The organism is Limnothrix sp. PR1529 (assembly GCF_002742025.1).
Lineage (GTDB): Bacteria > Cyanobacteriota > Cyanobacteriia > CACIAM-69d > CACIAM-69d > CACIAM-69d.
The window spans coordinates 56,234-76,841 of the sequence record NZ_LIRO01000116.1; the positions used below are offsets into that span (position 1 = coordinate 56,234).

Sequence of the window (20,608 nt, forward strand, 5' to 3'; positions counted from 1 at the left end):
CCCAGTGGGCAGCGATCGGAAAGGGCAGCGATCACTGACAGGCTAGGTGTCACCGCAAATGCCTTGATGTAGCTCCGAAATTAACCGCAGCATCAGCACCAGAACCAGTGCTCAAGTCAAGCAATATTGCAGCCTTGAATATTGCATCTTGAATCAGAATCTGCACTATGACTTTCGGCTGGGTGGGGGTGATGAATTGGCGTGGAGGTTACAGGGTTGCGAGTTGGGGCCGCAACAGGGCGATCGCCCGGCCGCGATGGCTCAGTTCATGTTTTTGGGCGGCAGACATTTCGGCGTAGGTGAGACCCAACTCGGGCATCAGAAAAATGGGGTCGTAACCAAAACCCTGCTCTCCCCGGGGGGCTGTGGTAATTTCACCGGGACAAATGCCCTCGGCTTCGGCGGCCACCGTGCCATCGGGCCGCACGACCACCAACGCACAAACAAATTGGGCCCGGCGATCGGGCTGGTTGGCCAGTTCGGTGAGGACGCGGTTGATTCGATCGGCATCGGTGACTCCATAGCGAGCGGAGTAGAGACCCGGTGCGCCATTGAGGGCATCGATCGCCAGGCCGGAATCATCGGCGATCGCCCATTCACCGGTTGCCAGGGCCACTTGGGTGGCTTTCAGGCGGGCATTTTCGAGGAAGGTTTGGCCCGTTTCTTCAATCTCTAGCTCCGGGGGCTTCAGGGCCAGTTCCCAGCCCAAATCATCCAAGTAGGCCTGTAGTTCTTTGAGTTTGCCGGAGTTTCCGGTGGCAACGACTAAACGGGGCATGGCGAAAAAAGAAATTTCAGGATGGACAGAACTTCCCAATTGTCCCGATCGGGGGTGGTTTGGCAAAGGGCAACCAACGGTAATGACCACCCAAAAAAATCACCCGGGGATTAGCCCGGGCGAACCAAGTCCAGCAGGTTTGGGTTAAATCAAGAGCGCACGGTTGGTTTTGGGTGGGTGCGCCCGTGGGAATTGGGCAGCAACCTTAGGCGGCGGCAGCTTCGGCCCATTGGCGGGCCCATTCCAGGATTTCATGAACCCGATCGAGCGTGACGGCTTCGCAATAGAGCCGCAGGACGGGTTCCGTGCCGCTGAAGCGCACCATTAACCAATCGCCACTGGTTAGGCGGAATTTATAGCCGTCGGTGGTTTGGCAGTCGGTGACCGCTTGCCCGGCGATCGTTTGGGGTGGGTTGGTTTGCAGTTGTCCCAACAGCCGATCGCGGGCGGCCATGCTGGCCAAGGCTAAATCAATGCGATCGTAGGCATTGAAAAAGTTGGTTTTGGTTTGCAGATCTCCGTAAAGCTCGTTCAGGCTTTTGCCCGCTTTCACAACGGCTTCCAGCACATACAGAGCCGAGAGCAGCGCGTCCCGTTCGGGAATGTGGTTGCCATAGCCCACGCCGCCAGACTCTTCGCCCCCAATCAACACCGGCACGCTCAACATGCGATCGGCGATGTATTTGTAGCCCACGGCGGTTTCATGAACCGGCAATTGATACAGTTCCGCCACCTTAGGCATCAGGTCAGAGCCGCTGACGGTTTTAACCACTTCGCCGGTTTGCCCGCGCACCACGGCCAGATGCTGAATCAAAATTGGGATCAAGATCTGGGAGGTGAGAAATTCCCCAGACCCATCGATCGCGGCGATTCGATCGCAGTCGCCATCAAAGACCAACCCCACGGCCAACTGGTCGGGATGGGCCTGTTGGTGGTCGCGAATTTGGGCGATCGAGCGGGTGGTGTATTTGGGCAACGGCTCCGGCGCGCCCCCTTCAAACAACGGATCGCGATTGGTGTTCAGTTCCTGCACGGCAACATCCAGCACCTTGCTGAGGCCGCCGGCCGAAGCGCCATGCATCGCATCCACAAACACCGCCAGCTTGCCATCGGCAATGGCAGCTCGGATGGCAGCAAGATCAACAAATTGCCGTAATGCTTCACAGTAGCCGCTTTCCCAAGGATTAAACGACTCGATCGGCTCCGGATGCTCCACCTCGGCCGGAACCGTTTCGGCCGCCAACATCGTCTCAATCTTTTGGGTCACCTCCGGCGACACGGAACCCCCAAAGGCTCCCTTGACCTTCAGACCCAAATAGCGACCAGGATTGTGGCTGGCCGTCAGGACGATCGCCCCAAGGGCCTGTTCATGGTGGGCAATCCAGCTAAAGACCGGCGTGGGGGCATAGCAGTCCGACAGCTTCACCCGATAACCGATCGCCTGGATGGCTTCAGCGGCCACCCGCGCAAAATCTTCAGCCATGAACCGGCGATCGTAGCCCACCAAAATAGTGCGGCTGCCGGTGCTGGCCCCAAACTCCTGGGCCAACGCTTCCGCCGCCAGCGGGGCCACCCGAGCCACCCGCTCGATCGTGAAGTCCGCTGCAATTACCCCCCGCCAACCATCCGTGCCGAATTTGATCGGGCTGGCCGCCGCCGCTCTCAACGATTGACTCATGAATCAAAAACCTCTGCTTTGTGCGCTGCAATACCGCTCAGATTGGGAATCTAGGACGCAAACGACTGGGGGCGATCGTCCTGGGCTGCTTTGGCCGGGCCGATCGATCGCCCCCGTCCCTTCCGGATTTCCTGAACCACCCCACCCCAACGCCGTGCGGGGTCGCCCCACGCAAGCCTATGTTAACAATCGGGTTAATTGGGTTTGCCCCCTCCCGATCGCCCCAGGGATTCAGGCCAATTCCTGACCTTGCCGGCCCCATCTCTCCGCCTCGCACCCGCCCCAAACCCGCCATTTTCGGCACATCCCCCATTTGACAACCCCAGAACAAATCGACCATCATCGATTCGCGCGAGCCACACCCACCATCACCTCATCTTCAGCCTTCTCACGCATCGGTTCGCCCGCAGGACTGTAGCCCACCTTGGAGCGCCCCATGGCCATCATTAACGGTAACAACCTTCCCAACCTCCTCACCGGAACCAACGACAACGACCAAATTTTTGGCAACGAAGGGAGCGACACCCTCATTGGCTTAGCCGGTAACGATGCCCTCCAAGGGGGCCGCGACAACGACATCCTCAATGGCAACGATGGCAACGACTTCCTGCAAGGGGGCTTTGGCAGCGACCAACTCTTTGGCGGCAAGGGAAATGACACCCTTTACGGCAATGAAGATAACGACTTGCTGGATGGGAACGATGGCAACGATCTGCTCTTTGGTGGCCAAGATCCCGACATCCTGCGAGGCAGCCAAGGCAACGACACCCTATGGGGCGACGTGGGAGCCGATACCCTCTACGGTGGCCAGGGCGATGACCTGCTGCAAGGCAACGAGGGCGAAGACATCCTGTTTGGAGATTTGGGCAACGATGTCATCTTTGGTGGCCAGGGCAATGACCTGATTTTTGGCAGCCAAGGGAACGATCGGATTGATGGCAGTCGAGGGGATGACGTAGTTTTTGGTGGCCGAGAAGCCGACACCATCAATGGCGGCGATGGTAACGATGATCTGAATGGTGACAGCGGGGCTGATCTGATTCTGGGCGGCCGCGACCTTGACATCATCAATGGCGGCGAAGGCAGCGACACCCTTAACGGCAACGGCGATGCGGATACGATCAATGGCGGCGACAACGAAGATGTGATCTTCGGCGGAACCGGGGACGATCGCCTGTCCGGGGATAACGGTAACGACACTCTATATGGCAACCAGGGCAGCAACACCCTGATTGGGGGCAATGGCGGCGACACCTTCATCGTGTCAGGCCAAGCGGGTGGCGTTGACATCATTGCTGACTATGACTTCACCCAAGACCTGATTGGGTTTGAGGGCAACATTGCCTCGCGGGTGGTGGTGGTTCCGGGAACGGGGCTGAACGCGGCCGATACGTTCCTGACGTTGGTGGATACCAACAACACGGAGCGGCTGATTGCGATCGTGAAAAACAGTCAGCGCCTCAGTTTCCTCACCCCCGTGGGCACAGACACCACCACGGGCGGCGTGAGCGGCAGCACGGGCGGCACGGGCAGCACCGGTTCCACCCAGCCCTCCACCGGCAATGACAATATTCAAGGCACGTTTGGGGATGACACGATCGATGCTTTGGATGGCAACGATACGGTCACCGGTTTGGGTGGTGCAGATTTGCTGAAGGGCAGTGGCGGTAACGATTTGATTGATGGCGGCGAGGGCAATGACTCCATGGAAGGGGGATTGGGGTCTGATACGTTGCTGGCCACGGGGGGAAGCGACTTCTTTATTTACAACACGCCTGCTGAAGGGGGTGATGTGCTAACGGACTTTGACCCCACGTTGGACAAATTGGTGATTCGGAGCACCGGATTTGGGGGAATTACGACCCTGCGGGTGTTCTCGGTGGATCCGGAGCGGGGCGGGTTTGCCTTTGTCACTAGCGGCACGGGGGTCGCGTTGCAGTTCAACAACGGATCCGGCGTGCAAACGATCGCCACCTTCCCCAATGCGCCTGCCAACTTGTCCAGTAGTTTCAACAGTTGGGCCATCCTGGGCTAGGGCTGGGCGATCGGGTAGTAGTCGTAGATTTCGGCCAGGATCTCAGCCCAGTTGCGGGCGAGCAGTTCAATAATCTGTTCGCCCCGATCGGCCGCCGCCGCTGTTGGGTCACCGATCACGCCACTTTGGCTCAGATCTTGAATTGTCCAGGCGTAGGTTAAGGCTCCCTTGGGCCCCAGTCGCTTGCCCGGATGGGTCAGGGGCATCTCTGCTTGGGCCCGTTGCATCCGCACCCGATCGGGATCAAGGGCCAACATCACGCAGGTTTCCGCATCGCCCGCGTGCATTCCCAGGGTTTCCGCCGGGTTCAAAAGGGGTTTGTAATTGGCCGATCGCCACACAAAACAGGAATAGGTCCAAAAGTCGGGATATCGCTCATGGAGATCCGTGGCGGCAATATCCAACACCTGGGGCTGTCCTCCGTGGCCATTCAGCAACAGCAACTTCCGAAAGCCCGATCGATAGAGGCTGTGGCCAATGTCCATCACCAAGGACAGGAGCGTGGTGGCGCTGAGGGAAATGGTTCCCGGCAGCGCCAGATGCTCGTTAGATTTGCCGTAGAACAACGGTGGCAGGGCATAGGCCACCACGTCAGGCCGTTGTTGATCGAGCCATTGGAGCGATCGCCCGAGAATTCCGTTCACGATCGCGCTGTCCACATTCAGGGGCAAGTGGGGCCCATGCTGCTCGATCGCCCCCACCGGCAAAATCACCACGGCCCGCTCCCGATCGGGCAAGGCCGCGATATCTTGCCAAGTTAGATAAGCAAAAAAGCGGTGTTCCGGAATGGGCCCATGCATAGGTGGCTCGTCCAAATCAGCATCAGCGGTTAACCCAGAGCCATGAGCGCCATCAAGCTTCCGAAGTCTCAGAAGCTTCCGAAGTCTCAGTGCTGGGAGCGGCCTTGGCCGCCAAGGCCTGCTCAGCGGTGAGGAAGTCGATGAACTGGCGAGCCGTGCGACCCGATCGCCCATTGTGGCGCGTGGCCCACTGCAAAGCTCGGAACCGCAATTCTGCCCGATCGATCCCGAGATTGGCTAAATCAGCCAAATGATTCACGATTTCTAGATAGGTGTCTTGGTCGGCCGCCTCAAAGGTCAACGTCAAGCCAAATCGATCGGCAAAGGAGAGCTTTTCCTGCACCGTATCCCAGGACTGCACCTCATCCGCATCGCTGGGCCGGGGGCGATCGGCAAAATATTCCCGCACCAAATGTCGTCGGTTTGAAGTGGCATAGACCACCACATTCTTTGGCCGCTCCGTGATGCCGCCCTCCAGGCAAACCTTCAACGCCTTGAAGGCCTCGTCATCCTCCTCAAAGGACAAATCATCCACAAATAGGATGAATTTTTGGGGTGCGCTCCGCAGCAAGTCCACAATCTCCGGCAGATGATCCAACTCTTGCTTGGCCACCTCCACCAATCGCAACCCCCGATCGCCATAGGCCGACAGCAGCGCCTTTACGAGGGATGATTTTCCCGTGCCCCGCGCCCCATACAGCAACACGTTGAGTGCCCGGTGACCCGCCAACAGAAATTCCGTGTTTTGAATTAGTTGCGCCTTGGGGCCGTCATAGCCGGCCAGGTCGGGCAGATCGATCGGGTCAGGATGGGTCACCGGCACAAGCTGCCCCGATCGCCAACGGAAAGCGCGGGACTCGCTGAACTGTCCCCGATCGGCCGCTGCCAAATAACGCACTAAAGCTGGCGTGGCTGTCGCCCAGTCGTCCAGGTTGCGCAACTGGGCCCGGAGTGCGGCTTTTGGATTGGGTTTTGTTTCTGGTTTGGTTTCTGGTTTGGTTTCTGGCTCGGTGACGGCAGATTGATCCGACACATCGGATTGATCCGACTCGTTAGATTGATCCGACGCATCGGATTGATCAGGCTTATCAAGTTGATCAGGATCAGGCGCAGTCAATTGATCGGGCTTGTGATCGGGCTTGTCCAGTTGATCAGAGACATCAAGCGGATCAGATGCGTCGAGTGAATCCAATTCCATTTCTGAGTCAGCACTGGGCCCACTCCAGGCCACTAGCTCGATCGCCCCACCCGCCAACTCCTGGGCCCACTGACAAGCCAAGGCCGGCTCGAACCGCCACAGTTGCTGAAATGCCCGCAAATCATGCTCGATCGCCGCGATCGTGGCCTTGGGCAATTGCTCGATCGTCTTGCCTTTGAGCACCGGAGCCAACACCGCATCCACCGTCACCAGGCGATCGAGCAAATAATCGCCCCAGCTTTGGCCCGTGGTCATCAGCGCCCGAAACCAGCGCCCATAGGCCAACGTAATATCTGTCGCATCGCGCGATCGCTCCAGCACCGTTCCCAAAAACTGCGCAAAAGCCTTGCCCACTTCGTTATCCAACACTCCCGGCAACACCAGCAGCGAGGCCAGCAGCCATTGCAGCCGTTCAGCCTCTTCCTGAATTTCCCGTAACCGACCGGGACTAATTTTCGGCCGCTGGGAGGATGGGTCGTCAGTCCGCAAGTAGGTCATAGGCCAGATCTCGTTGTCTCAATGAGCAGGAGTTTGCACCGGGCAGCCACCTTCAAAAGCCATCAGCAGCGCGATCGCCCTAGCTGGAAGTGGCAACCAACAGCTTAACTGCCCAGAGATCGCTCGCAAAATGAGCCAGCACAAGAATCAATCACCGCCGGAACTAACCAGCCAGCGTTAAGCCACATCAAACCCCATTCACATCAGACCCCATCAACACACAGGAGGGAGAACAACTCAACATTGCTCTCCCTCCTGTGGCGATCGACTGGATTCGTTTGGCGATCCCAGTTTTGAGACCCCGCCTATTTTTTCAGGTCTTTAGCCATGCTGCGGAACGCATCCAAGTTGCGATCGGCCTTGCGGCGTTCTAGGGTTTCGCCGGCCGTGCTGGCCGGAGCGCTGCTGGTGGGTTCCGCAGCCTTGGCCTTGGGTTTGGCCGGTTGTTCAACGGGCGTAGTTCCCTTGGGGAAAGTCTTGTGGACTTCCACTTCCTTGCGCATCCGCTCAATGTCTCCGAAGGTGCGAGCGCTGTCAAAATCCAAGAAAAAGTCCTGGGTTTCCTTTTGGCGAGCGGGTTGGGGCGCGGGTGCTTCTTCTTTTTTGTTGCCGCCGAACAGGCCACGAATGAATCCGGTCATGGTTGGATCTCGTTCTCTAAAGGTTTGGGCTGGAGTTGATGAGAAATTTTAGACAAAACATTAATTTCTGTGAACCAATTATAAGGATTTATTCTTCAAGAAATTTGGGTATTCCCCAAAATTCCGTCAGGATTTCGGGACTGAAGGGGAAGTTCCGGTGTGCCTTTTAAAATTGGAGAGCGATCGCCGATCCCAATCCATCCTTGAATTCTCTGCCCTTCTTAGCACCATGCCTCCAGAGTCTCCCGAATCCACTTTGAATCCGTTGTCTCCTCCATTGGAGTTGCCCCCGCACCATGACTTGCCCCAACAGCCCCCTAAGCTTTCCCTGCCAGTGATGTTGCGCTTGGGCCTGTTTCAAATGGGCCTGGGCATGATGTCGGTGCTTACCTTGGGGCTGCTGAACCGGGTGATGGGCAATGAGTTGGCCATTCCCCTGGATGTGGCGGCGGGGGCGATCGCCCTGCACCAGTTCATTGCGCCCGCCCGTGTTTGGTTTGGGCAACTGTCCGATGCCAAGCCCCTGTTCCGACTGCATCGATCGGGCTATGTCTGGCTGGGATCGATGGTTTTTGCTGTGCTCTCGTTTTTGATTGTGCAGGTGATGTGGCAATTGGGCGCGGCCGTGGCGCAGGCGGGCGGTTGGTCTTGGGAGGGAACCACGGGCCTCTGGACGATTGCCCTTGGGTTGCTGTTTGCGGGCTATGGCCTCTCCATCAGTGCTAGTTCCACGCCCTTTGCGGCTTTGTTGGTGGACGTGTCCGACGAAGATGATCGATCGCGCCTAGTGGGGGTGGTTTGGTCAATGCTGATGGTGGGGATCATCATCGGGGCCATCCTGACTTCGATTCTCCTGAAACGGGCCGAAGCGGCCAATAGCCTCGCCGCTTTGCAAGGGGCCTTGAACCAACTGTTCATCATCGTGCCCGCGACTGTGGTTGGGTTGGCCTTTGCGGCCACCTGGGGTGTGGAAAAACGGTTTTCGCGCTATGGCCTGCGATCGCACCTGGCGGAACGGGAAGACCAAATTACCCTCGGGCGGGCCCTGCGAATTTTGACCGCCAGTCGGCAAACGGGCATCTTTTTCGCATTCTTGCTAGCCATGACCCTGGGCCTGTTTTTGCAAGAGGCCGTTCTCGAAAACTACGGCGGCGAAGTGTTCAACATGCCCCCTTCGGCCACCACGAGTTTGAATGCATTCTTTGGCACGGGAACCCTCTTGGGGTTGGTGGCCACGGGCTTTGGCCTGATTCCCCGGTTGGGCAAACAGCGCACCACAAAGCTTGGTTGTTTGCTGACGATCGCGGCGCTGGGGCTAATCATCTTGGCGGGATTTTCCAGCAATCCCAATCCCGGGGCGATCGGGGCTAATCCCACGGTTTTGCAAGCGGCCGTCGGCATTTTTGGCCTCACCTCGGGCATTGTCACCACTGGGGCCTTGACCCTGATGTTGGATCTAACGGCGGCGGAAACGGCCGGCACGTTCATTGGGGCTTGGGGTCTGGCCCAGGCCTTGGCCAAGGCCCTGTCTACCTGGTTGGGCGGCTTAATTTACCAACGGGTTGGGCTGGCGCTGTTTGGGCAACCGATCTATGGCTTCATTACGGTGTTTGCGGCGGAAGCGTTGATGATGGCGATCGCGATCGGGCTGTTGTGGTGGGTGAATGTGCGGGAGTTCAAAACCGATTCCCAACAGGCGATCGCCAACGTTTTGCAGGTGGAAATGGACTAAACCGCTTGCTGCTGATGGCTGCTAAGTCGTGGCTAAGTCGTGGCTAAGTCGCGGCTGAGTTATTGCCGAGTTATTGCCGAGTTACGGAATCATCAGCTCGGGTTGAGCAGGGTGCAGGGTGGGCAATGTCCACCCGTCATCTGATCGCCCAACGAGTCTAATCATCCCTGGAAAGAGGTGAATCATGGGGGCATCTTGAGCGAGATGCTCCCATGATTTTTGGGTAAGAAGTTCTTTGCGGCCCGATCAAAAGTAGTTAAAAATCAATACAAAAATCCATAACCCTGATAGTGTCAGCCAGAGCAAGTTCACGCAAATTAATGCAGTCTTTTGAAATTGAGAATCATCATCAATCAATAATCAAGGAGTAATTCAACAACTATCCATGGACTCATCACTGACAATTGGATGAAATCAGAGTCTTAACCCCTATGGCTCAACCCAATTTCAGGATTCTGGGGATGGGTCTTTAATTGATAGTTGATCAGGATTAATTCCTAAATTGCTGGTATTGCAATTTACAAAATTTATCTTTTTTTGTAAAAGTTCAGACAAAATCCAAAGAAGTCTTAAGACATTCTTGGGAGACAGTCATCCCGGGAACAATTCACGATAACTACATCTTAGGGGTGAATTTGTGGACGGAGGTTCCTACCAGCGATCGAGATCACACAGGATGGCGATCGATTATCGACCGTAATGGCGATCCGGCTAACTAGCGCTCCGTGACGAAGATTGTTTGAGAACGCCGCTTCGGTCACTGAGCATTCAGAGGAGCCTCACTACGATAGTTAGCATCAGGGCAGCTTCCCATCGATCCCTATTCCGGCCGCGCGCACTGGCGATCCAGGCTTAAAAACGAACCCATGCGGCGATAGATCGATAGCTATGCAGCAACTGGCGCATTGAGGGTGTTGGACTCGCTTGATTCATGCGCATCTTCGGAGCGGTAGAGACTATGACTGCTATGCCTATCAACTTTTTCGATTCAGATCAATTCTTTAGTAAATCGCCGATCGATTTGTCGCCTGAGTTGTCCAGTGGCCTGCTGGATGAGCAAGAAGACCACTCCGAAGAATCCCTTGATTCCGGAGACCAGGATTTTGATGAAACGACTCTGGAAAATGAGCTGAGCGGCTCAGGATTTGAGGTTGAAGATTTGGGTGTAGACGATTTGAGTGCTGAGGATTTGGGCACAGATGACCTCGGGGCCGATCGCCTTGAGGAAGAGGATGAGGATGTAAAGGCGGCCTTGGCCCAGGATGGCCGGCGCGATCGTCGCAGAACCACCGATCTCGTGCGCCTATATCTCCAAGAGATTGGGCGGGTGCGTCTGTTGGGCCGGGACGAGGAAGTGACCGAAGCCCAAAAGGTGCAGCGATATATGCAACTGTTGCGGCTGCGGGAAACGGCCGCTTGCCCCGAGGAACCGCAACTGGAACGGTTGGTGAACTTGGTGGCTGTGCGCGATCGCCTTTGCGCCACCCTGGGCCATCGCCCCTCGATCGAGCGTTGGGCCCGCGAAGCCGGTGTGACCGTGCCGGAACTGAAGACCGATTTAAACAAGGGCAAAAACCGCTGGGCCGCCGTCGCCCAACTGACCCTGGCGGAGTTGGAAGACATCCAAACCCAAGGCACGCGGGCCAAGGAGCGGATGATCAAGGCCAACCTGCGCTTGGTGGTGTCCGTGGCCAAGAAGTATCAAAACCGTGGTTTGGAACTGCTGGATTTGATTCAAGAAGGAACCCTGGGCCTGGAGCGGGCCGTTGAGAAGTTTGATCCCACCAAGGGTTATCGCTTCAGTACCTATGCCTACTGGTGGATTCGCCAAGGCATTACTCGGGCGATCGCCACCCAAAGCCGCACCATTCGGTTACCGGTGCATATCACCGAGAAGCTGAACAAAATCAAGAAGGCCCAACGGAAAATTTCCCAAGCCAAGGGCCGCACGGCCACCCTTGATGATGTGGCGGCTGAGTTGGATATGACCCCCGCCCAGGTGCGCGAGGTGTTGATGCGCGTGCCCCGGGCCGTTTCGCTGGAAACAAAGGTGGGCAAGGACAAGGACACCGAGTTGGGGGATCTGCTGGAGGCGGATAGCGCTTCGCCGGAAGAGAACCTGATGCGGGAGTCGTTGCAACGGGATTTGCAACAACTGTTGGCACAACTGACCAGCCGCGAGCGGGACGTGATTCAAATGCGGTTTGGCTTGGGTCACAGCAGCCCCTATTCCTTGGCGGAAATTGGGCGGGCGCTGGACTTGTCACGGGAACGGGTGCGGCAAATTGAGGCGAAGGCCTTGCAAAAACTGCGCCAACCGCGCCACCGCAACCAGGTTCGGGATTATCTGGAAGCGCTGTCCTAGGGCAATGTCTGCGGGTTGGTGAGTGCTGCTGCCCATTGGGGCGTTGGCCCCTTGAGTCCATGAATCATTAAGTCAATGAGTAATAGAGGGGCGATCGAACTAATCGATCGCCCCTCTATGATTTGTGGGATTTTTTGGGCTGATTTTTGCTGGTTGATTTTTGCTGGTTGGCTGATTGGCCGTTGCTCGGAAACTGAGTTTCGAGACAAGACCAAGGCGGAATGGGGCCGCGACCCGATCGCCCGATCGGGTTACCAGCTCGTCCAGTGGGCAAACAAAGAGAAGCGGCGAAGATTTTCAGGGCCGCCTTCGCTGGTGAAACTCAGGCGATCGAGGCGATCGAACAGGGGCCGCAGGGGCACTTCCACCAACCGGAACAGGGGGATCAAGCGGCGCACCACTGGGCGGGCAGCGGGCCAGCTCAGGGTAACGTTGCCATCGTTGGGGACAGGCAGAGTGGTGACAACGGATTGCCAGAGGTGATCGCCCAGGAGGGAGGCCGTTTCATCGCGCCCCGCTTGCACTGCTGCGGCCAAGGCGGGAACGGAGGTGGCCAAAATTTCGTAGTCTCCCACCGTGGCCCGGGCCCCTTGCACTTGGGTGCTAACTTGACCCGCATTGCGCCAACCCATTAGGCCGGCGCTGGACGGTGCGATCAGTTGCGTCCAAACGGTGGCTAGTTGGTCGCTGTCCAAGTTCAGGGTTCCGAGGGTCAGGCCCTGTTGTTTGGCCAGGGCATCAATTCGATCGAGTGCGGCGGCGGTTTCGGGAGTGCGGCGGGCCACAAAGACCCAATCGCCGGGAAATTCACCCAAGGCCCGCTCCGCTGCCCGATCGCCCACTTCCACAGGAATTAAGCCCAGGGCAAAATCTTCGGTGTTCCAGGCCAAAAGGTCGTTTTGCAAATTTAGCCCTGAATTGGTTGCCACCTGACTCAGCAGCGGGCCGATCGCCTGGGCGATGGGGCCGTCGCCCAAGATTTGCTGCCACTGTTGGGTGAGTTGTTGCAGGCTTGTGCCGCTGAGGGCAATGGTGGCGGTGCTGGGTAAATAGCGGGTGGCGGTGGCGGGTTCCGTGAGGGGAGATTCGGCCGCCACCAGGGTCAGGCCATCGGCCGCCACCCAAGCGGCCTCGGTGACCAAGCCCGATCGCTCGGCCTTCAGGGACAGGGTGGCGCTGTGGGCCGGCAGTGCGGCCAACCACTCGGCGGGTAACAGTGCTTTCGATCGGCGGCGGGTGGCGGTGGCGGGTTCCAGGAGTTCACCCAAGGCCGTGGGGTTCACGTAGGCGATCGCCAGTCGATCGGGCGGGAGCGCTGCCAATTCCCGTTGATAGTCTGGTTCTCGCAACAGGCTCAAGTCAGCCGCTTGGATGTTGTTGATGGCATCCCGCAGGACTTTGGGATCGTTGGCGGCCAGCACGAAGCGATCGGCCACCAGGGCCGTGGCCAAGTCCGTTTGGGTCGAAACTCGGCCGCCCTGGGCCAGGCGTTTGGCCCAACCGCGCGGAATCAGATCCAACGCTTCCCCATGGACGATTTTTACGCCCTTGTATTGCTCAAAAATCAGGTTAATGCCGTTCAGGGCTTGTTTTTGCCAGAACAGTTGCAAGAATTCCCGGGCCCGATCGGGATCATTGGCGGCCGCTGCCAGCAAATAGCCCGGCTCCCGGCCATTGTTGGGATCGCGATCGATGTCCACGGTGGTCACCGCCAGGGTCACTTCATCCCCCAGCCAGGGCTGCACATCGCGATCGTAGGTTAGGCCGCTACGGGTGAGCCAGGCATCGCGGGCCTGTTGCCATTCGTGGCGGGCCGCCCTGCGCCGACCCAAGGGCGCGATCGCTTGGCGCAAGGCCTCCACGCGATCGGGGTTCACCAACAACGAAACCATGGCCGGAGCCTGTTTGGGGATCATCACAGCGGCTTCGGGCTGAGCATTAGCCACACCGTCCAACAAGCCCAGGGGGCTGTGGGTGGCAATCCAAACAGCTCCGGCGGCCCCGGCCGCCACCAGCGAAATTGCGATCGCCGCCAAAATTGAAAAAAACGCGCGCCCCTTCATGCTTCTCGCTCGCCCTTTTTGGTGTTCGCTTGTGGCGGCCTCCCGCTTGGGTCGGGCTGCCTAGCCCGGCTCCATTATTCCATCTCGATCGCGGGCGGCCTGTGCAGATGCCTGTCTCGGTTGCAGTTAGCAACAAAATGTTGAAGTTGAGCCGTTGGGTGGCAAGGTTGCTGGGGCTGCTTCCCGATGATTTTCCCGGTTAGTTATTTTCCCGGTCAATGATTTTCTTGGTTAGTTATTTTCCCGGTTAATGATTTGCCTGATTAATGATTTTCCCGGTGATCTGCCCGGTTAACGGTGGCTTTTCAACAGTGGCTGGCCTAGCGAATTTCCAGCCGATCGGGCCACCAAACATAGGTTGATCGGGGATCGTCATTCAAGAGCCACAACTGCGAAGGTAACTGAGCCAGCGATCGCGCAATCAAGGGGGACTGACTCCAGCCCAACCGACTCCAGAGGGCTTGGCTCTTGTCCTCTAGCCAACTGAGGCCAAAGGGTTCCCGGCGCGGATATTCCGCCAACACCCAGTCTTTCCCCAGTTTGGCGGCCTTGGCGGCGGCGGCGATCGCCTGATCTAACCCCCCCAACTGATCGACTAAGCCCAAATCTGCTGCGGCTTTGCCCGACCAAATCCGCCCCTGGGCCAGCTCTTCCACCTTGGCCCGATCGATCGATCGCGACTGGGCCACGTGATCCAAAAATCGATCGTAAGTCCAGTCCACCGACGATTGCAGCAGGGCCAGCTCAGCGGGCGTTTTGCTGCGGGTCACGGAGCCAATGTTGGCAAAGGGAGCCGTGGTGACCGCATCCCAATTCACCCCATTGTTCTCGCCCAGTTTTTGGATGTTAGGCAACAGGCCAAAAACCCCGATCGACCCGGCAATGGTGGTGGGTTCCGCCCAAATTTCCGTGGCTGGCGCAGCAATCCAATAGCCTCCAGAGGCGGCCACATCGCCCATGGAGACAATCACCGGCTTGTCTTTAGCCGCCAAGGACACCTCCCGAGCAATGATGTCAGCGGCGGTGGCGCTGCCGCCGGGACTGTCAATTCGCAAAACGATCGCCTTAACATCCTCGTTTTTACGCAACTTCCGCAGTTCCGTGGCGATCGCGGTGCTATTCATCGCATCCCGCTCGCCGTCTGTGGTTTGGGTCACCATCGTGCCCGTGGCATAGAGCAAGGCAATTTCTTGGCCCGTTGCGTTTTTGCGCCGATCGCCCAATTTGCTTTGGGCCGCTTCCACGGTTCCCACTTGGCGTGCATAGTCAGCCACTGCAACCCGTTGGAAGGTGGGTTTGTTGTCTTCCCGATCGGCCAGTTTCAGCACCCGTTCAATCACCTGGTCGTCATAGGCCAGGCGATCAACCAAACCCAGCTTCACCGCCTGATCGGAGCGCAACAACCCTCCCTGATCGGCGATCGCTTGCAACTGGGCGATCGACTGTTTGCGACTTTGGCCCGTCGCCGTCAGCACCGTTTGCCACAAATCCTGAAGTAGGGCCGCTGTTTGGGCCCGATTTTCAGGGCTGAAATCCCGACGGGCAAAGGGTTCCACCGCCGACTTGAACTTGCCGGCCCGCACAAACTGCACCCCAATGCCATATTTTTCAAGGGCCCCGCTCCAAAAGGTGCTTTCGGCGGCCAACCCGTTGAACTCCAGCCCTCCCGCCGGATGCAACCGCGTTTCATTGGCGGCGGATGTTAGGTAATAGGTACGCTCGTCCCAATCCGTGCCATAGGCAATGACAGGCTTCTTTTTCCGAAACTCCAGAATGGCTTCCCGCACTTCCCGGAGGGTGGCATAGCCCGCGATCGGGCCCGTTCCGGCACTGTCGTAAAGGTAAAGACCGGTGATTTGGCGGTCTTTGGCCGCCTGGGCCAAGGTGTCTAGCAACACCCTGAGGGGAATGGTTCGAGGGCGATCGCTGAGCCAGCGATCGATCGAGTCCTCTGCCTGGCCCGGTTCATCCCGAATCGCCAGCGACAGATCCAACGCCAACATCGATCGCCCCTTGAGACCCACTGGCTCCGAGGAGCTGGACAGGGCCGCCAAAAAAGTAATCAAACCAATGAGTCCCAGGAGGCTGCCACCTGCGAAGATCGTGAGGCCAACCAGCGTTCCCAGAATGCTCGCGATTGTTTGTTGTAAAAAACTTTTCATGACGGCTGGCGGTGCAGGGACTAGGGCAGCAGGAACCAAAGCAGCAAGGTTGCGGATCACTGGCAATCCCTGCGAGCTTTTCTATGCTAGACCCAATCCTAGCGATCGCTGCTGGGGCTTGCGCGACAGAGGTTGACGTTGGCCGCTCATGCTGCCCTGTGCTTGCCTGCTTTTGTTCGCCTGTTTCGCCTGCCTTCCGAGATTTCCACCCATGACCAACCCCGACGCTCCGCAATCTAGCGATCCGCAACCCGCCGGTGGCGATGGGGGTTGCGTGACGGCGACTTCGCAACCGTTGGAACCTCCCGTAACCCCTGAGGCAGCTTTACAACAGCTTGTGGCCGGGTTGCCCCTGCCGATCGCTCTGGTGGATGGCCAAGGGAGCTATTGGGCCGCCAGCCCGGCCTGGTTAACGGCGCTATCGCTGCCGGAAGCCACCCCCGGCCAATCGGTCATGACCCTTTGTCCAGAACTGGCCACCCTTTGGCAACCGGCTATTGCCCGAGCCAGTCAGGGGCAAACCGTGCGCTCAGAGCAACCCCATTGGCTGCAACGGTCACCCCATCCGGGCCTTTGGTTGGAATGGGAGGTGGCTCCCTGGGGCAATGGCGGCCTTGGGCCGAACGATGCCGGGCACAACCTGGTTTGCATTTCCCTGCGGGTGGTGAGCGATCGGGTGGTGATGGAGCAAGCCTGGAAACAGCTTTTTATCCAATCGGGCAGTTGCCTTTGCACGATCAACAGTCAAGGAGAATTTCAATTTCTCAACGAAACCTGGGATCAGGTTTTGGGCTGGCGGGAAGAGGCGATCGGGCGGCCTTTCACCGATTACGTTCACCCGGACGATCGCACCCGCACCCAGGCGGAAACTCACTTTTCACCCCAAGGAACCCCCACCCGCGTCCTGGAAAATCGCTACCGACGCAAAGACGGAACCTATCGTTGGTTTCGCTGGAATTTCTTTTGGGATCGGGCCCAGGATCTGATCTACGCCGTTGCCCAAGACATCACCGAGCGGCGCGTGCTGCGCTTGGCCCAAGAACAGGCCGACACCGCCTTGCGAGACAACAACGAGCGCTTCCGCACCATGGTGGCCAATGTTCCCGGCGTGATCTATCGCTGTTTGGGCGATCGGGAACGGACATTGCTGTTTGCCAGCGAGGCGATCGAACATCTCACCGGTTACCGAGCCGAAACCTTCGTTCAATATCGCAATCGCACCCTGCAAGACCTCACCCACCCCGAAGACCGCGATCGGGTGTGGACGGAAATCCAAGCCGCGATCGCCCAGCAGCAACCCTACCGCGTCGAGTATCGGCTTGGCCACGTCAGCGGCGAACTGCGTTGGGTGGTGGAACAAGGACAACCCAGCTTCAACCACAACCGACAACTGATGTGGCTGGATGGGGTGATTTTTGACGTAACCGATCGCAAAGCCACCGAACAGGCTCTCCAGTCCTCAAAAAAGCGCTGGTCATCCCTGGTGCAACGTATCCCCGTTGCCATCATTGAATGGCTCTCCGATGGGCGCATCATCACCTGGAACCGTGCCGCCACCGAACTCTTCGGCTACACCGCCGAAGACATGATCAATCAACCGTTCGATCGAATCCTGCCCGAAAACGAACAGCCCAAAGTCTATGCCCTGATTGCCGATCTGATGACCGGTCGTGGTGGCAGCCGGTTCCGCAACTACAACCGCACCCGCGACGGCCGCATCATCCTTTGCGAGTGGCAAAACGCCCCCCTTCGCAACGAACAGGGGGACATGATTGGCTGTCTGTCCATTGCCACCGACATCACCGCCCGCATCCTGGCCGAAGATCGCCTGCGCCAAAGCGAAGAACGCTATCGCTGCCTGGTGGAAGCCATGGGCCAAACCCTCTGGCGCACCAACGCCGATGGAGAAGTGACCGAACCCATGCCCCACTGGGCCCACTTCACCGGCCAATCCTTTGCGGACTACTGCGGCCAAGGTTGGTTGATGGCCGTTCACCCCGACGATCGCGGCTATACCCAAGAAGCTTGGCAAACGGCCCGACAACAGCGCCAGCCCTACAAAATTGAGCATCGGTTGCGCCGCGTCGATGGTGAATATCGCCACATGGTGGTGCGGGGTGTGCCCGTCCTGGAAGCCGATGGAACCATCCGCGAGTGGGTGGGGGTGGACACAGACATCACCGAACGCAAACAGGCCGAAATTCGTCTGATGGAACAGGAGCGTACCCTGCGCACCGTGTTGGACACGGCTCCCCTGCTGATTTGGCTCACGGATGCCAAAGGGCGAGTGCAGTTGGCCAATCGGCCCCTCTGTCAAACCTTTGGTGTCGAAGAATCCACCCTGCTGGCGGCCAATCACTATCAAGACGTGCTGGGAGAAGAGTCCTGCCGCGTTTGTCTGCTGTCCGATCAACGCTGCCTTTCCCTCGGGAAAACGATTCAGGTTGAAGAGCAGTTTCCCAATGCGGCCGGCGAATTGCGTGATTTTGACGTGGCCAAAACGCCCCTGCGAGATCACACGGGCGCAATTACCGGATTGCTGTTGGTGGCGATCGACACCACGGAGCGCAAGCAAATTGAACGGGAACAACAGCGCCTGTTAGCCATTTTGGAGGCGACCACGGACTTTGTGGGAACCACCGACATTCACGGCAACTTAACCTATGTCAACCCTGCTGGTTGCGCCATGTTGGGCTACAGCGCCGAGGAAATTTTGCGCTTGAACATTGCCCAGTTGCTCCACCCTTCAGAGCGGAACCTAATTCAAGAGCAGTTTCCCCAGTTGTTGCAGGAAGGCGTGTGGCAAGGGGAAGGCTTATTTTGCGATCGAACCGGGAATCCGATTCCCGTGTCCCAAGTGGCTCTGGTGCATTACGGGCGCAATGGACAGGTGGAATATTTGTCAAACGTGGCCCGCAACATTGCAGCCCTGAAGCAGGTGGAACAGGCCTTGCGAGATTCCCAGCACTGTTTGCAACGACAGGTGGAACGGGAGCGGCTGATTAACACCCTGTCAACGGAAATTCGCAAAAGCATTCATGGCTCCAAGGAACAGGTGATTGGGTTTGCCTTGGAGGAAATTCGCCTAGCCTTGGGGGTTGATCTAACGACCTTTGCCCTGTATGACCAACCGGTTCATGATCAAGTGCATCAACCAATTGATCAATTCAATCAGCTCAATCAGCTCAATCAGTTAGCTCAGCCACTGGAGGATCAGCAACTCGGTGAGCCAATTAATCAACAAACTGACCAGCCAATTGACCAGCAAGCTGACCAGCCGGCCACAGAAACAATATTGGTGACCAATTCAGCAACTGATTCAGCAACTGAAGTGTTGGCAGAGGGGGCTTGGAGTATCGTGGCGGAAGCGAGAGATCCGGCCATTCCCTCGGTGATTGGTACTTACCATGAGTCCCAGTTTGGCTCGTTGCTGGCAGGGCTAACCCGTATGGAGGTGGTGCAAATTGACGATGTGCAGCAACTGCCTTTGCGAGAGCGGCTAACCCTGTCGCGGATGAAGGTTCGATCGCTCCTCATGGTGCCGGTGCGAATTCATGGCTCCCGAATGGCAGTAATTTCTTGCTTGCAGATGTCCCATGAGCATCGATGGCAGCCGGATGAGGTGGCGTTGGTGCAGGCGGTGGTGAATCAGGTGGCGATCGCTAAAAATCAGGCAGATTTGTTGGAGCGAACCGAAATGGCCGCCGCTGAAGCCCGGGCCAAGGCGATCGCCCTGGAGCAAGCATTGCGAGAATTGCGCCTGACCCAAACCAAATTGGTGCAACAGGAAAAAATGTCGAGTTTGGGGCAGTTGGTGGCCGGGGTAGCCCATGAGATTAATAATCCCGTGAACTTTATTTATGGCAACTTAGCTCATACGGAAGATTACAGCAGAGATCTATTGCGATTAGTGGCGTTATATCGCGACTTTTATCCTGATTTAGAACAGCCGATCGCTGACCTCATTGAGGAAATTGATCTGGACTTTTTGATGATTGATCTGCCCAAAATGCTTGATTCGATGAAATTGGGGGCAGAGCGAATTAAGGAAATTGTGCAATCGCTGCGGATTTTCTCCCGCATGGATGAGGCGGAAATGAAGGTGGTGAATATCCATGAGGGATTGGATAGCACCCTGACGATTTTGAATGGGCGGATGAAACCGAAGAATAATCGGTTGGGTATTGAGGTAATTCGAGAGTATGGAACATTGCCAGAAATTGAGTGCTACGCGGGGCAACTCAATCAGGTGTTTATGAATATTTTGGTCAACGCGATCGACACCTTGGAGGAACGAGATCAGCAGCGATCGATGGCGGAAATGCAAGCGAACCCGAGCCGAATTCGGATTATGACGGAACGCCGGGGAGAGCAAGCGATTATTCGGATTCAAGATAACGGTCTGGGAATTCCGCAGGAGGTGCAGCAGCGGCTGTTTGACCCGTTCTATACCACCAAGCCCGTGGGCAAGGGCACGGGGCTGGGATTGTCCATTAGCTACCAAATTGTGACCGAAAAACACGGGGGGACGCTGATTTGCGATTCGACCCCTGGGGCAGGCAGCACGTTTGAAATTACGATTCCGCTTTGGCAGCCCAATGCGCCTTCTTGAGGGGCCGGTGGCCAAAACGCTGGGCACTGGGCCTGATGGGGTGATG

12 protein-coding genes are annotated in these 20,608 nt (G+C 57.4%); 5 read left to right on the top strand and 7 right to left on the bottom strand.

Going from position 1 to position 20,608, the window contains the following annotated elements; genetic code table 11:
- Positions 1 to 208: 208 nt before the first annotated feature.
- Both rdgB and AMR42_RS16110 read right to left on the bottom strand, forming a co-directional pair.
- A complete protein-coding gene (gene rdgB, locus AMR42_RS16105) occupies positions 209 to 778 on the bottom strand; it encodes an RdgB/HAM1 family non-canonical purine NTP pyrophosphatase (RefSeq protein ID WP_099534669.1) in 570 nt (189 codons plus the stop codon).
- Positions 779 to 983: 205 nt separating this feature from the next.
- Complete coding sequence (locus AMR42_RS16110; protein ID WP_099534670.1) at positions 984 to 2,456, bottom strand: phosphoglucomutase/phosphomannomutase family protein; 1,473 nt, start codon at positions 2,454 to 2,456, stop codon at positions 984 to 986.
- Here AMR42_RS16110 and AMR42_RS16115 point away from each other — a divergent pair.
- Positions 2,455 to 2,703 carry a hypothetical protein gene (locus AMR42_RS16115; protein WP_099534671.1) on the top strand — a complete coding sequence of 83 codons (249 nt, stop codon included), beginning with the start codon at positions 2,455 to 2,457 and terminating at the stop codon, positions 2,701 to 2,703. The genes AMR42_RS16110 and AMR42_RS16115 overlap by 2 nt on opposite strands.
- Before the next feature lie 189 nt (positions 2,704 to 2,892).
- Positions 2,893 to 4,491 (top strand): calcium-binding protein, encoded by a 1,599-nt coding sequence (locus AMR42_RS16120; protein ID WP_099534672.1) that lies wholly within the window; start codon positions 2,893 to 2,895, stop codon positions 4,489 to 4,491.
- Here the strand turns inward: AMR42_RS16120 and AMR42_RS16125 are convergent.
- The 3 genes from AMR42_RS16125 to AMR42_RS16135 all read right to left on the bottom strand — a co-directional run bounded on the left by AMR42_RS16125 (position 4,488) and on the right by AMR42_RS16135 (position 7,628).
- Positions 4,488 to 5,291: a creatininase family protein gene (locus AMR42_RS16125; protein ID WP_099534673.1), complete on the bottom strand. Its 804-nt coding sequence runs from the start codon at positions 5,289 to 5,291 to the stop codon at positions 4,488 to 4,490. The two genes, AMR42_RS16120 and AMR42_RS16125, sit on opposite strands and share 4 nt — an antisense overlap.
- A 52-nt stretch (positions 5,292 to 5,343) precedes the next feature.
- The gene (locus AMR42_RS16130; protein ID WP_234407051.1) at positions 5,344 to 6,987 is read right to left on the bottom strand and encodes an ATP-binding protein; all 1,644 of its coding nucleotides are present in this window, start codon (positions 6,985 to 6,987) and stop codon (positions 5,344 to 5,346) included.
- Positions 6,988 to 7,292: 305 nt separating this feature from the next.
- Positions 7,293 to 7,628 carry a hypothetical protein gene (locus AMR42_RS16135; protein WP_099534674.1) on the bottom strand — a complete coding sequence of 112 codons (336 nt, stop codon included), beginning with the start codon at positions 7,626 to 7,628 and terminating at the stop codon, positions 7,293 to 7,295.
- Positions 7,629 to 7,965: 337 nt separating this feature from the next.
- Here AMR42_RS16135 and AMR42_RS16140 point away from each other — a divergent pair, with 337 nt between their 5' ends.
- Both AMR42_RS16140 and sigC read left to right on the top strand, forming a co-directional pair.
- A complete protein-coding gene (locus AMR42_RS16140; protein ID WP_347278293.1) occupies positions 7,966 to 9,360 on the top strand; it encodes a BCD family MFS transporter in 1,395 nt (464 codons plus the stop codon).
- Between the two features lie 958 nt (positions 9,361 to 10,318).
- Positions 10,319 to 11,725 (top strand): RNA polymerase sigma factor SigC, encoded by a 1,407-nt coding sequence (gene sigC / locus AMR42_RS16145; RefSeq protein ID WP_305068614.1) that lies wholly within the window; start codon positions 10,319 to 10,321, stop codon positions 11,723 to 11,725.
- 251 nt (positions 11,726 to 11,976) lie between these two features.
- On the opposite strand, the gene AMR42_RS16150 is transcribed toward sigC, so the two are convergent.
- Positions 11,977 to 13,788, bottom strand: a complete 1,812-nt coding sequence (locus AMR42_RS16150) for a DUF3352 domain-containing protein (RefSeq protein WP_099534676.1) — start codon at positions 13,786 to 13,788, stop codon at positions 11,977 to 11,979.
- A gap of 320 nt (positions 13,789 to 14,108) precedes the next feature.
- Positions 14,109 to 15,950, bottom strand: a complete 1,842-nt coding sequence (gene sppA / locus AMR42_RS16155; protein ID WP_099534677.1) for a signal peptide peptidase SppA — start codon at positions 15,948 to 15,950, stop codon at positions 14,109 to 14,111.
- A 211-nt stretch (positions 15,951 to 16,161) separates the two neighbouring features.
- Between sppA and AMR42_RS16160 the strand changes: the two genes are divergently transcribed.
- Entirely contained in the window at positions 16,162 to 20,562 is a 4,401-nt protein-coding gene (locus AMR42_RS16160) for a PAS domain S-box protein (RefSeq protein ID WP_158234516.1), read from the top strand.
- The last annotated feature ends 46 nt before the right edge of the window (positions 20,563 to 20,608 follow it).